11 protein-coding genes are annotated in these 12,607 nt (G+C 62.4%); 2 read left to right on the top strand and 9 right to left on the bottom strand.

Translation table 11 applies throughout. The features are described 5' to 3' along the window. Positions 1 to 10: 10 nt before the first annotated feature. The 8 genes from AD659_RS20640 to AD659_RS20605 form a co-directional block, all read right to left on the bottom strand. Positions 11 to 499, bottom strand: coding sequence for an RDD family protein (locus tag AD659_RS20640; protein WP_053124591.1), 489 nt, complete (start codon positions 497 to 499; stop codon positions 11 to 13). Between the two features lie 94 nt (positions 500 to 593). Beyond that, positions 594 to 806: a cold-shock protein gene (locus AD659_RS20635; RefSeq protein WP_003175786.1), complete on the bottom strand. Its 213-nt coding sequence runs from the start codon at positions 804 to 806 to the stop codon at positions 594 to 596. A gap of 395 nt (positions 807 to 1,201) precedes the next feature. Next, on the bottom strand, positions 1,202 to 2,326 hold the full coding sequence (gene gcvT, locus AD659_RS20630; protein ID WP_053124589.1) for a glycine cleavage system aminomethyltransferase GcvT: 1,125 nt from the start codon (positions 2,324 to 2,326) through the stop codon (positions 1,202 to 1,204). Between the two features lie 31 nt (positions 2,327 to 2,357). Continuing rightward, positions 2,358 to 3,734, bottom strand: a complete 1,377-nt coding sequence (locus tag AD659_RS20625; protein ID WP_053124588.1) for an L-serine ammonia-lyase — start codon at positions 3,732 to 3,734, stop codon at positions 2,358 to 2,360. A 184-nt stretch (positions 3,735 to 3,918) separates the two neighbouring features. After that, on the bottom strand, positions 3,919 to 6,768 hold the full coding sequence (gcvP, locus tag AD659_RS20620) for an aminomethyl-transferring glycine dehydrogenase (RefSeq protein WP_053124586.1): 2,850 nt from the start codon (positions 6,766 to 6,768) through the stop codon (positions 3,919 to 3,921). 10 nt (positions 6,769 to 6,778) lie between these two features. After that, positions 6,779 to 7,162 (bottom strand): glycine cleavage system protein GcvH, encoded by a 384-nt coding sequence (gene gcvH, locus AD659_RS20615; RefSeq protein ID WP_053124584.1) that lies wholly within the window; start codon positions 7,160 to 7,162, stop codon positions 6,779 to 6,781. Positions 7,163 to 7,590: 428 nt separating this feature from the next. Next, positions 7,591 to 9,099, bottom strand: a complete 1,509-nt coding sequence (locus tag AD659_RS20610) for a sigma-54-dependent transcriptional regulator (protein ID WP_053124582.1) — start codon at positions 9,097 to 9,099, stop codon at positions 7,591 to 7,593. Positions 9,100 to 9,318: 219 nt separating this feature from the next. After that, on the bottom strand, positions 9,319 to 10,224 hold the full coding sequence (locus tag AD659_RS20605; protein ID WP_053124579.1) for a LysR family transcriptional regulator: 906 nt from the start codon (positions 10,222 to 10,224) through the stop codon (positions 9,319 to 9,321). A gap of 114 nt (positions 10,225 to 10,338) precedes the next feature. On the opposite strand from AD659_RS20605, the gene AD659_RS20600 reads away from it, so the two are divergent. Together AD659_RS20600 and AD659_RS20595 are read left to right on the top strand one after the other, a co-directional pair. Further along, positions 10,339 to 11,217, top strand: a complete 879-nt coding sequence (locus tag AD659_RS20600) for an MBL fold metallo-hydrolase (RefSeq protein WP_053124578.1) — start codon at positions 10,339 to 10,341, stop codon at positions 11,215 to 11,217. A 274-nt stretch (positions 11,218 to 11,491) separates the two neighbouring features. Next, complete coding sequence (locus AD659_RS20595) at positions 11,492 to 12,106, top strand: NAD(P)-dependent oxidoreductase (RefSeq protein WP_053124576.1); 615 nt, start codon at positions 11,492 to 11,494, stop codon at positions 12,104 to 12,106. Positions 12,107 to 12,253: 147 nt separating this feature from the next. Here the strand turns inward: AD659_RS20595 and AD659_RS20590 are convergent, their stop codons facing one another. Beyond that, a complete protein-coding gene (locus AD659_RS20590; protein ID WP_167352841.1) occupies positions 12,254 to 12,583 on the bottom strand; it encodes a GlpM family protein in 330 nt (109 codons plus the stop codon). Between the last annotated feature and the right edge of the window lie 24 nt (positions 12,584 to 12,607).

The raw sequence follows: 12,607 nt of genomic DNA, 5'->3' as shown, positions 1-12,607 counted from the left end.
TGGTGTGTGCCTATTTGGTCTTCTTGGGAATCCGCACCAACTGCGTATCCGAGTAGATGTCATGCCAGCTGCGCTGGCGCTTGTCGAACAGCGCCCAGATGAAGCCCAGCCCCACCAGCAGCAATGACGCAATCGACACCACGAACCGCAACAGCGCTTGCCACAGGCTGATGGCCGTGCCATCGGCGTTCTGTACGCGGATGCACCACACTTGCATACCCAGGGTCTGGCCGTTGTGGGTCCAGAACTTGGCGAAGAAACCGAACAGCACGAACAGCAGCACCGTGGACAGCAGCGGGTCGCCGTCCAGCGCGCCAGCTTCGGTCAGGGCGCGCATTTTTTCTTCGCCGATGATCGCCATCTGGATCATCTTGTAGGCACCGCTGGTGACGATCAGCAGCGCCGTGCACAGCAAAAAGTCATAAAACATCGCAGCCAGGCGACGGCCCAGGCCGGCGGGAGGAAAGTCGCCCTGGGGAGTGAGCAGGTGTTTCGGCATGACGGCCTCGGCTGAAAAAAGAAGCCATTTTACGGATTTACGCCCATAAAAAAGCCCCTGATATCAATCAGGGGCTTTTTAGTATGCGAAAGCCTTAGGCTTCGGCTTGAACCTCGTCAGCCTGCATGCCTTTCTGGCCTTGCACGGCAACGAAAGTGACTTTCTGGCCTTCTTTCAGGCTCTTGAAGCCGTTGCCCTGAATGGCGCGGAAATGCACGAACAGGTCCGGACCGCTTTCAGGTGTGATAAAACCAAAACCCTTCTCGTCGTTGAACCACTTGACGGTACCGCTCTGACGTTGAGACATTTTCTTATTTCCTTTGACGCTAAAATTGATGACAGCCTCTTTCACATGAAAGAGTACTGGGGCTGGGTTGCAGGAAAGTAAGAGACGTCGAACGGGATGTAGCGAACTTCATAAGCTACTGCCCAGGTCACGATTCCAAGCGACCCATGCAAACACAGTGACCAAACTCTACGCCAACTTCGAATAAAAAAACAACCCCCCGGAAGGCCCCGTATTTGCTCAGTTTGCCAGCATTTACGTCGCTTGCGGAGCGGGGCTTATTCGATAGGCTAGTTCAATTGTTTGCCAACGTTATAAGGAACGATGCACATCTAAGGACATGCACCTTTTTATGGCGATTGCGTGACACATTAGTGCACGTATAACGCAACCGCGTTACTTATAGAAACAACCAATCAGCCGCGGTAGTAGCGCTGTGGAACGAATGGCATTTTGCTTACAAGCAAAGGCACCTTTTTCCCACGCACAATGGCCCAGACCGGCGTATCCAGTGCCACATAGGCGCTGTCCAGGTAACCCATCGCCAACGGAGCGCCCAAGGTCGGGCCGAAACCGCCGCTGCACACCGCGCCGATAATCTCGCCGGCTTCGTTGACGATCTCCGCGCCTTCGCGCACCGGTGTGCGTTCTTGGGGCAACAGACCGACACGTTTGCGGCTCACGCCGCCCTGTTGTTGGGTGAACACAGCTTCAGCCCCTGGGAAACCACCGGCGCGGGCGCCATCGGCACGGCGCACTTTGGAAATCGCCCACAGCAGGCTGGCTTCGATCGGTGTGGTCTCGGTGTTCATGTCGTGGCCGTAGAGGCACAGGCCGGCTTCCAGGCGCAAGGAGTCGCGGGCGCCGAGGCCGATGGCTGCGACTTCCGGCTCGGCCAGCAGGGCGCGGGCGAGTTTTTCCGCGTCGGCGGCGGGTACGGAAATTTCGAAACCGTCTTCACCGGTGTAGCCCGAACGGCTGACAAAGCAGTCCACGCCCAACAGCGTGACGCGCTGGAACTGCATGAAGGTCATTTTCGCCACGTCCGGCGCCAGGCGGGCGAGTACGGTGACGGCGGCCGGGCCTTGCAGGGCGAGCAGGGCGCGGGCTTCGAACAGCGGCTCGATGTTGCACTGCGCGCCAATATGGGCCCGCAGGTGAGCCAGGTCCTGATCCTTGCAGGCGGCGTTGACCACCAGGAACAGTTCGTCATTGCCCAGGTTGGCGACCATCAGGTCGTCAAGAATGCCGCCGTTCTCGTGGGTGAACATGGCGTAGCGCTGCATGCCCACCGGCAGGTCGATGATGTCCACCGGCACCAGGCTCTCCAGAGCCTTGGCAGCGCCTGCGCCGGTCAGGCGGATCTGGCCCATGTGGGACACGTCGAACAGCCCGGCCTGATCGCGGGTGTGCTGGTGTTCCTTCATCACGCCCAGTGGGTACTGCACTGGCATGTCGTAGCCGGCGAACGGCACCATGCGGGCGCCGAGTTCGAGGTGCAGGGCGTGCAGCGGGGTTTTCAACAGTTGTTCGGTGGACATATCAACTCCTGGAAAATGAGAATGGCGCGCGTCAGCATTCGATGATGTTGACCGCCAGACCGCCGCGGGCGGTCTCCTTGTATTTGCTTTTCATGTCGGCGCCGGTCTGGCGCATGGTGCGGATGACCTTGTCGAGGGAGACGAAGTGATGCCCGTCGCCGCGCATGGCCATGCGCACCGCGTTGATGGCCTTCACCGAGCCCATGGCGTTGCGTTCGATGCACGGCACCTGCACCAGGCCGCCGATCGGGTCGCAGGTCAGGCCGAGGTTGTGTTCCATGCCGATCTCGGCGGCGTTTTCCACCTGCTGCACGGTGCCGCCAAGCACTTCGCACAGGGCGCCGGCGGCCATGGAACAGGCCACACCCACTTCACCCTGGCAACCGACTTCGGCGCCGGAGATAGAGGCATTTTCCTTGTACAGGATGCCGATGGCGGCAGCGGTCAGCAGGAAACGCACCACGCCATCCTCGCTGGCACCGGGGATAAAGCGCATGTAGTAATGCAGCACGGCCGGAATGATGCCCGCCGCCCCGTTGGTCGGGGCAGTGACGACGCGTCCGCCATAGGCGTTTTCTTCGTTGACGGCCAAGGCATACAGGTTGACCCAGTCCAGCACCGACAGCGGGTCGCGCAAAGCGGCTTCGGGGTTCTTGCACAATTGGCGGTGCAACGCCGCGGCCCGGCGCTTGACCTTCAGCCCGCCCGGCAGGATCCCTTCGTTGCGACAGCCCGCCGCCACGCAATCCTGCATCACCTGCCAGATCTTCAGCAGGCCGGCACGGGTCTCGGCTTCAGGGCGCCAGGCACTTTCATTGGTCAGCATCACCTGGCTGATGGACAGGCCATAGGTGCTGCAATGACCCAGCAGGTCCTTGGCACTCTTGAACGGGAAGGTCAGGGGCGTGGCGTCTTCGACAATGCGGTCGGCGCCGGCGGCGTCTTCATCCACGACAAAGCCGCCGCCGACCGAGTAGTACTCGCGGCTGCGCACTTGCAGCCCGGCGGCATCGAAGGCGCGGAAGATCATGCCGTTGGGGTGAAAGGCCAACGGCTTGCGGATCATCGCCAGGTGCAGTTTTTCGTTGAATTCAATGGGGTGTTCGCCAAGCAGGTTCAGGCGACCGTTGCTGCGGATCTCCTGGAGCCGGGCGGTCACCGTCTCGGTGTCCACGGTGTCCGGGTGCTCGCCTTCCAGGCCCAGCAGCACGGCCTTGTCACTGCCGTGGCCCTTGCCGGTGGCCCCGAGCGAGCCGTAGAGCTCGACCTTGACGCTGGTAATGCTTTCAAGCAGATCATCACGGCGCAGCCCCTCGACAAAACGGGCAGCGGCACGCATCGGGCCGACGGTATGGGAGCTGGAAGGACCGATACCGATCTTGAACAGGTCGAACACGCTTAACGACATGGTGTTTCTCCGGTTTCTTTTTATGAGATCGACGGTTTAAGGTCTGGCATAGATCCTTGTGGGAGCGAGCCTGCTCGCGATAGCGGAGTGTCAGACAACATCTCTATTGGCTGTTACGCCGCTATCGCGAGCAGGCTCGCTCCCACAGGGGATTCGGAGGGCTGGTAGATCGCCCTCCTTCAGATCAAGCGTAGCTTTCGATCGACGGGCAGGCGCAGACCAGGTTGCGGTCGCCGAACACGTTGTCGACCCGGCCCACCGGCGGCCAGTACTTGCCGTCGATCAACGACGCCACCGGGTACACCGCCTGTTCGCGGCTATAAGGGTGGGTCCACTCGCCGACGAGTTCCGCCGCGGTGTGCGGGGCGTTCTTCAGCGGGTTGTCGTCTTTGTCGAGGCTGCCGTTTTCCACCGCGCGGATTTCTTCGCGGATGCAGATCATGGCGTCGCAGAAGCGGTCCAGCTCTTCCTTGGATTCGCTCTCGGTCGGCTCGATCATCAACGTGCCGGCTACCGGGAACGACATGGTCGGGGCGTGGAAGCCGAAGTCGATCAGGCGCTTGGCCACGTCATCGACGCTGATGCCGCTGCTGTCCTTGAGCGGACGCAGGTCGAGGATGCATTCGTGGGCCACCAGACCGTTGCTGCCGGAGTAGAGCACTGGATAGTGTTCCTCCAGGCGACGGGCGATGTAGTTGGCGTTGAGGATCGCCAACTGCGAGGCACGCTTGAGGCCCGCGCCGCCCATCATGCGGATGTACATCCAGGTGATCGGCAGGATGCTCGCGCTGCCGAACGGCGCCGCGCACACCGCGCCTTCCTTGCGTTCCATGTTGGCATGGCCCGGCAGGAACGGTGCCAGGTGCGACTTGACGCCAATCGGGCCGACGCCCGGGCCGCCACCGCCGTGAGGAATGCAGAAGGTCTTGTGCAGGTTCAGGTGCGACACGTCGCCGCCGAACTTGCCCGGGGCGCAGAGGCCGACCATGGCGTTCATGTTGGCGCCGTCGATGTACACCTGGCCGCCGTTGTCATGAATGATGCCGCAGATTTCGCGGATGCCTTCTTCGAACACGCCGTGGGTGGACGGGTAGGTGATCATCAGCGCGGCGAGGTGTTCGCGGTGCTCGATGGCCTTGGCCCGCAGGTCTTCGATGTCGACGTTGCCACGGGCATCGCAGGCGGTCACGACCACGCGCATGCCGGCCATGTTGGCGGTGGCCGGGTTGGTGCCGTGGGCCGAGGACGGGATCAGGCAGATGTCGCGACGGTCTTCGCCACGGCTCTGGTGATAGGCGCGGATCGCCAGCAGGCCGGCGTACTCGCCTTGGGAGCCGGCGTTGGGTTGCAGCGACACCGCGTCATAGCCGGTGGCGGCGCAAAGCATCGCTTCCAGCTCGTCGGTCAATTGCTGGTAGCCAGCGCTTTGCTCGGCCGGGGCGAACGGGTGCAGGGCGCCGAACTCGGCCCAGGTCACCGGGATCATTTCGCTGGCGGCGTTGAGTTTCATGGTGCAGGAACCCAGCGGGATCATGGTGCGATCCAGGGCCAGGTCCTTGTCGGCGAGCTTGCGCAGGTAGCGCATCAGCTCGGTTTCGGAATGGTAGCGGTTGAACACCGGGTGGCTGAGGATCGCCGATTGGCGCACCAGTTCGGCCGGGATACGGCTTTGCACGCTAGCGGCCAGTGCGGTGAAGTCCGGCAGTGCCTTGCCGTCGGCCAACAGGCTCCACAGCGCTTCGATGTCAGCCTGGTTGGTGGTCTCGTCCAGGGACAGGCCCAGGCGTTCGGCGTCCACCACGCGCAGGTTGATGCGCTGGGCGCGGGCCTTGTCATGCAGGGCAGCGGTTTGCGCGCCGGTGAGCAGGGTCAGGGTGTCGAAGAAGCCTTCTTGCTCGACGTTCAGGCCCAGAGCGCCCAGGCCCTTGGCGAGGATCGCGGTCAGGTGATGGATGCGATTGGCGATTTGCACCAGGCCCTTGGGGCCGTGGTACACGGCGTACATGCTGGCGATGTTGGCCAGCAGCACCTGGGCGGTGCAGATGTTGCTCGTGGCTTTCTCGCGGCGGATGTGTTGTTCGCGGGTCTGCATCGCCAGGCGCAGGGCCGGCTTGCCGAAACGGTCCACGGAAACACCGACCAGGCGGCCCGGCATGTCGCGCTTGAACGCGTCCTTGGTGGAGAAATAGGCCGCGTGCGGGCCGCCGAAACCCAGCGGAACGCCGAAGCGCTGGGCGCTGCCGATGGCGACATCGGCGCCGAATTCACCCGGCGGGGTCAGCAGGGTCAGGGCCAGCAGGTCAGCGGCAACGGCCACCAAGGCGTTGGCGGCGTGGAAGCGTTCGGTCAGTTCGCGGTAGTCGAACAGGTCGCCGTTGCTGGCCGGGTACTGCAGCAGCGCGCCGAAGAAACCGCTGACGTCGCTCAGTTCGCGCTCATCGCCCACCACCACGTCGATGCCCAGGGGCTCGGCACGGGTGCGCAGCACGTCGAGGGTTTGCGGGTGGCTGTGCACGGAGGCGAAGAACGCGTTGCTGCCCTTGTTCTTGCTCAGGCGCTTGCAGAAGGTCATGGCTTCGGCGGCGGCGGTGGCTTCGTCGAGCAAGGAAGCGTTGGCGATCGGCAGGCCGGTGAGGTCGCTGATCAGGGTCTGGAAGTTCAGCAGTGCTTCGAGACGGCCTTGGGAGATTTCTGGCTGGTACGGGGTGTAGGCGGTGTACCAGGCCGGGTTTTCCAGCAGGTTGCGCAGGATCGGCGCCGGCGTGTGGCAGTTGTAGTAGCCCTGGCCGATGTAGGTCTTGAACAGCTGGTTCTTGGCGGCGATGGCCTTGATCGAGGCCAGTGCGTCGGCTTCGCTCTGGCCGTCGCCCATGTCCAGCACGCTGGTGCCCTTGATACTTTCCGGGATGACGCTGGCGCTCAAGGCTTCCAGGGAGTCGTAGCCCAGGCGTTCGAGCATGGCTTGCTCGTCGCCTGCACGCGGGCCGATGTGGCGGGCGATGAATTCGTTGGCGGTGCCGAGATTAACGGTCATGGTGCGCTCCTCAGGCTTCGGCGTTGGCTTTGATCAGGCGATCGTAGGCATCTTGATCCAACAGCTTAGCCACTGCGTCGGCGTCGGTCGGTTTAAAGCGGAAGAACCAGCCTTCGCCCATCGGATCTTCGTTGACCAGTTCCGGGCTGCCGTCGAGTTTGTCGTTCACTTCCAGCACTTCACCGTCCAGGGGCATGTACACACCGCTGGCGGCCTTGACCGACTCCACGGTGGAGGCTTCGGCGCCTTTGTCGTAGGCCTGCAGTTCAGGCAGTTGCACAAAAACCACGTCGCCCAACGCGTTCTGCGCGAAAGCGGTGATGCCTACGGTGACGCTGCCGTCGGCTTCGGCGCGCAGCCATTCGTGATCTTCAGTGAAACGCAACTCGCTCATGGAAACTCCTGGGGCCAGATTCGTCTGGTGGACGCGAAGAAAGGCACGGGGCTTGGCCCGGCCGAATGGTTATATCCATAGCAAGAATGCGGCCAATGTTATTAATGGCTTATATATCAATGGATTGAGTGGTTTTGCCGAAGCTTGGATGGAGTGAGGTGTAGCGAAATCGCTACAGCTGGAAGCCTGGAAAAAATCGTTGTGGGATCAAAGCCTTGCACAGTGCAGGTTAGCGCAGGGTGTAGCGATATCGTTCCGCTGTAGCGCTTTCAGTACAGTGGAGGTCGTTTTTGAACGCTATTTTCGATGCAACACAAGAACCCTGTGGGAGCGAGCTTGCTCGCGATGACGGTAGCCCAGTCAGCGACAGGTTGACTGACACACCGCTATCGCGAGCAAGCTCGCTCCCACAGGGGACTGCGGCGGGTTTATGGCTTCCCGGAAATCCCATATTTGCGCAACCGATGAGCAATCGCGGTATGGGAGGTTTGCAGGCGGCTGGCCAACTGGCGTGTGGAGGGGTAGTTGGCATAGAGGCTTTCGAGCAGCTGCTTCTCGAAGGTTTCCACCGCCTGTTCCAGGCTTTCGACTTCCACATCGCCCTGGCGCGCCACGGAGGTGCCGGCGATGTCCAGGTCGCCGATGTCCACCAGGCTGCTTTCGCAGATGGCGGCGGCGCGGAAGATCACGTTCTGCAATTGCCGCACGTTGCCCGGCCAACGGTTGCCCAGCAGCGCCGGGTATGTGCCAGGGGAGAGGCGGCAGACCGGGCGCTGGATCTGCGCGCAGGCCTGCTGCATGAAATAACGCGCCAGTAGCAGGATGTCCTGGCCGCGCTCACGCAGCGGCGGCACTTCGACGTTGAGCACGTTCAGGCGATAGAACAGGTCTTCGCGGAACGAGCCTTCGCTGACCATTTTCTCCAGGTTGCGGTGGGTGGCGCTGAGAATCCGCACATTGACCTTGATTTCCCGGTCGCCGCCCACCCGGCGGAAGCTGCCATCGTTCAAGAAGCGCAGCAACTTGGCTTGCAGGTACGGCGACATCTCGCCGATTTCATCGAGAAATACCGTGCCCTGGTTCGCCAGCTCCATCAGCCCAGGCTTGCCGCCCCGTTGCGCTCCGGTGAAAGCGCCGGGGGCGTAGCCGAACAGTTCGCTTTCGGCCAGGTTCTCCGGCAGCGCGGCGCAGTTCAGGGCCAGGAATGGCGCGCTGTGGCGGGTACTGATGGCGTGGCAAGCCCGGGCCACCAGTTCCTTGCCGGTGCCGGTTTCGCCCTGGATCAGCAGCGGTGCATCCAGGGCCGCGACGCGCTGGGCCCGGGCCTTGAGGGTGCGGATCGCCGGGGACTCGCCCAGCAGCGCATCGAAACCTTCGGCGTGGTCGTGATGCAGGGCCGACAGGCGTTCACCGATGCGGTTGGGCTGATACAACGTCAGCAGCGCGCCGGCGTCGGTGATGGGCGTGGCGTCCAGCAGCAAGGTCTGGCCGTTGAGGGTGACCTCGCGCAACGGCAGGCGGAAACCATTTTCCAGCAGGGCGCCGAGCAATGCCTCGTCACTGAACAACTCGGCCACGCTTTCCCCGGCCGGTTCACGACCGTACAGGGCGATCAGCGCCGGGTTGGCCAGCAGCACCTTGCCAACGCTGTCCAGGGCCAGCACCGGGTCGGTCATGGCGGCGAGCAAGGCATCGAGCTGCAAGTGCCGCCGCTGGCCTGGCAGGATGTCCACCACGGTGACCGCCTGCACGCCATGCACACTGAACAGCGCCTCGCGCAACTCGTCGAGCACTTGCGGGCTGAGGGTCGGGGCGTCGATGTAGACGTTGGGCGGCACCATCTCCACCGCATCCAGATTGAGATTGCGCCCACCGAGCAAGGCCAGGACTTCCTGGGTGATGCCGACGCGGTCGATGAAACTGACGTGGATACGCATGGGGCGGTTTTGGGTTCTGGGATGCGGAGGGTGGCCAGTATGCCTTGGGGCGGGCTGTTGGTGAAATCCTGGCGTGCGAGCAAGGAAATACACCGGACTCATTGTGGGAGCGAGCCTGCTCGCGATAGCGGTGGGTCAGACAACATCTTTATTGGCTGTCACACCGCTATCGCGAGCAGGCTCGCTCCCACAGGGGAACTTCATTGTGGCCAATATTGTTCAGAGCCCCACATCCCACTCAGGCGTCTCGGGAAACTTCAGCACCAGAAAATCCAGCAGGCTGCGCAGCGCCGATGGCATGTGCTTGCGTGAGGCATACACCGCATACATGTTCATCCGACGCGGTTCGGCGTGGGGCAGCAGGCGGATCAGTTCGCCGTTCTTGATGTGGGCACCCGCCTGGTAGCTGGGCAGCATTGCCACGCCGGCGCCGGCTATCGTTGCTTGGAGCAAGGTGCTGGCTTCGTTGGCGCTGATGTTGCCTTGCACCGGCACCGAGACCTGCTCGCCGTCCTGTTCGAAATGCCACAGGCTCTTGCCGACGTAGGAGTGGGTCAGGCAGTTGTGTCGGCCGAGGTCTTCCACGCGCAGCGGTGTCGAGTGCTCACGCAGATACTGCGGCGAGGCGCAGATCACCGAGCGGCAGACCGTAAGGCGGCGGGCGATCAGGTTCGGGTCCAGGTCGTTGCTCATGCGGATCGCCAGGTCGATGCGCTCGTCCACCAGGTTCACGGTGCGGTCGAGCATTTGCAGGTCGACGCTCACCCCAGGGTAGCGCTTGACGTATTCGGCCATGGCACTCGCCAGTTGAGCCTGGCCGAAGGAGGTGCTGGCACTGATGCGCAGCATGCCCCGTGGCGCGTCGTCCGGGGCGCCGACGGCGGCTTGCATGTCGCCGGACAGCTCCAGCATCTGCCGGCAGCGCGGCAGGATCTCCGTGCCGGCGGCGGTCAGGCTCAGTTTGCGCGTGGTGCGGTGCATGAGTCGGGCACCGACCCAATCTTCCAGCTCCGCCAGGTAGCGCGACACCACCGGCCGTGACAGGTCCAGATGCTCGGCCGCCGCCGACTGACTGCCGAGGTCGACCACCGTGACGAACACCCGCATTGCTTGTAGACGATCCATGATTTGCCCGCTTTCAGAAACAAACTATGTCCCAGCATCGCATTTTTTGTAACGAGTCAGGCAACTAAGCTCAGTCTCATTCCCCTGACGGGTTTTTGGACAACGGAGCACACCATGACCGGATATATCCCACTCAAGCGCCTGCTGCTGGCAACCGCCGCCCTGGCCTTCACCGCCCAGGGCTGGGCCGCCGATTTGACGCTCGACGTCTACAACCCCGGCGCGGCGGCGATTTTCCCGGTGACATCGGTGCTGGTCAGTGGCGAGAAAGAGGCGATCCTGGTGGATGCCCAGTTCGGCAAGACCCAGGCCGAGCAGGTGGTGGAGAAAATCCGCGCCAGTGGCAAGCGGCTGACCACGATCTATATCAGCCATGGCGATCCAGACTACTATTTTGGCTTGGAAACCCTCACCGCCGCGTTCCCTGAGGCCAAGGTGCTGGCGTCGGCACCGACTGTCGAACACATCAGGCACACCCTGGATGGCAAGCTGAAATACTGGGGGCCGATTCTCAAGACCGATGCCCCGGCCAAGGCCATCGTGCCCCAGGTGCTCAAGGGTGACAGCCTGACCCTGGAAGGCCAGCGCTTGCAGGTGGTCGGCCTCGACGGCCCACAGCCGGACCGCAGTTTCGTGTGGATTCCATCGATCAAGGCGGTGGTCGGCGGCGTCGTGGTGGCTGAAAACATTCATGTGTGGATGGCTGACACCCAGACGCCGCAGTCTCACAAGGATTGGCTGGCGACGCTTGCCAAGATTGAGAAACTGCAACCGACCACGGTGATTCCCGGCCATTACCTGGGCGAAAGCGCCCGCTCCCTGGCCCCGGTGCGCTTCACCGCCGGCTACATCAAGGCCTTCGACGAAGAAACCGCCAAGGCCAAGGACTCCGCCGCGCTGATCGCCGCCATGAAACTACGCTATCCGGACCTGGGCGAAGAGAGTTCCCTGGAACTCAGCGCCAAGGTGGCGAAGGGCGAGATGAAGTGGTGACAACCCTGACGCCAGGGTCGCAGATGCGCTTCGGTGGCGAGGGAGCTTGCTCCCGCTGGGCTGTGTAGGAGCTGTCGAGTGAAACGAGGCTGCGATCTTTCCCCAGACACTTGAATCCCAAGCGAAAGATCAAAAGATCGCAGCCTTCGGCAGCTCCTACACAGTCGAGCGGGAGCAAGCTCCCTCGCCACAACGGTGTCCATACAGCAAAGATTTGTCATGTCCGTTTCGAGCACGGCTTCATAACCCCTATGTGTAATCACTGGAGAACACCATGAGCAAAATCGCAATCATCGGCGCCACCGGGCGTGCTGGCAGCCAACTGCTGGAAGAGGCCCTGCGCCGCGGTCACAGCGTGACGGCCATTGCCCGCAACACCGCGAAAATCGGCGAAAGGGCCGGGGTGGTCAGCCAGCAATTGGATGTATTGGACAGCGAGGCGTTGACCGCCGCCATCACCGGCCACGATCTGGTGATCAGTGCCGCGCACTTTGCCACCGTGCCGGCCGACAAAATCATCGCACCGGTGAAGGCCGCCGGGGTCAAGCGCTTGCTAGTGGTCGGCGGGGCCGGTTCGTTGCTGTTGCCGGATAACAGTCGGGTGATCGACAGCGACGGCTTCCCGGAGGAATACCTGGCCGAAGCCACGGCCGGTGCGTTGTTCCTGGACGTGCTGCGCAAGGAACAGGACCTGGACTGGACCTTCCTCTCGCCCTCGGCGGAGTTCGTCGAAACAGAACGTACCGGCCAGTTCCGCGTTGGCAAGGACCACCTGCTGTTCGACAATACCGGGCGCAGTTGGATCAGCTTTTCCGACTACGCCATCGCGATGATCGATGAAGTGGAAACGCCACAGTTTTCGCGGACGCGGTTTACCGTCGGCTACTGATCTTGCATGCCCTGCACGAACTGTAGGAGCTGTCGAGCGAAGCGAGGCTGCGATCTTGCCCCTGGCAATTGAGTCGCGAGCGAAAGATCAAGGTCAAAAGATCGCAGCCTTCGGCAGCTCCTACGGGGGATGTGCGTCGCTGCAGACTCAGCCGTGAAGCCGCACCCAAACGCTGACCAGCACCGTCGCCGCCATCAGCCAGGCGACGGCTGCTACGGCCAATGAGGCTTCGAGGCGCATGCGGTCGACCATCACGTACAGCGTCGCGAGATAGACGAAATACGGAATGATCGACCACATGCCAAACACGATGGTGGTCTTCAAGTCGTCCACCGAGCGGCCCTTGCCGACGATGTAGTGGGCGATCAGGGCGAAGGTCGGGAACAGCGGCACCAACCCGGCGATGTAGTAATTCTTGGTCTTGGCGAGCATCGCGAGGATGACCACCACGGCTGCACCCAGCGCCGCTTTGAAAATCAGGTCCACAGGTTCACGTCCCAG

Source organism: Pseudomonas thivervalensis, from assembly GCF_001269655.1.
GTDB lineage: Bacteria > Pseudomonadota > Gammaproteobacteria > Pseudomonadales > Pseudomonadaceae > Aquipseudomonas > Aquipseudomonas thivervalensis.
The sequence above is the reverse complement of the archived record's forward strand: the minus strand, read 5'-3'. Positions and strand labels throughout refer to the sequence as shown.

What these genes read in the sequence shown, in the direction of transcription:
- AD659_RS20640 (WP_053124591.1), bottom strand. Translation starts at nt 499, where the DNA reads ATGCCGAAACACCTGCTCACTCCCCAGGGCGACTTTCCTCCCGCCGGC.
- AD659_RS20635 (WP_003175786.1), bottom strand. Translation starts at nt 806, where the DNA reads ATGTCTCAACGTCAGAGCGGTACCGTCAAGTGGTTCAACGACGAGAAG.
- gcvT (WP_053124589.1), bottom strand. Translation starts at nt 2,326, where the DNA reads ATGTCCACCGAACAACTGTTGAAAACCCCGCTGCACGCCCTGCACCTC.
- AD659_RS20625 (WP_053124588.1), bottom strand. Translation starts at nt 3,734, where the DNA reads ATGTCGTTAAGCGTGTTCGACCTGTTCAAGATCGGTATCGGTCCTTCC.
- gcvP (WP_053124586.1), bottom strand. Translation starts at nt 6,768, where the DNA reads ATGACCGTTAATCTCGGCACCGCCAACGAATTCATCGCCCGCCACATC.
- gcvH (WP_053124584.1), bottom strand. Translation starts at nt 7,162, where the DNA reads ATGAGCGAGTTGCGTTTCACTGAAGATCACGAATGGCTGCGCGCCGAA.
- AD659_RS20610 (WP_053124582.1), bottom strand. Translation starts at nt 9,099, where the DNA reads ATGCGTATCCACGTCAGTTTCATCGACCGCGTCGGCATCACCCAGGAA.
- AD659_RS20605 (WP_053124579.1), bottom strand. Translation starts at nt 10,224, where the DNA reads ATGGATCGTCTACAAGCAATGCGGGTGTTCGTCACGGTGGTCGACCTC.
- AD659_RS20600 (WP_053124578.1), top strand. Translation starts at nt 10,339, where the DNA reads ATGACCGGATATATCCCACTCAAGCGCCTGCTGCTGGCAACCGCCGCC.
- AD659_RS20595 (WP_053124576.1), top strand. Translation starts at nt 11,492, where the DNA reads ATGAGCAAAATCGCAATCATCGGCGCCACCGGGCGTGCTGGCAGCCAA.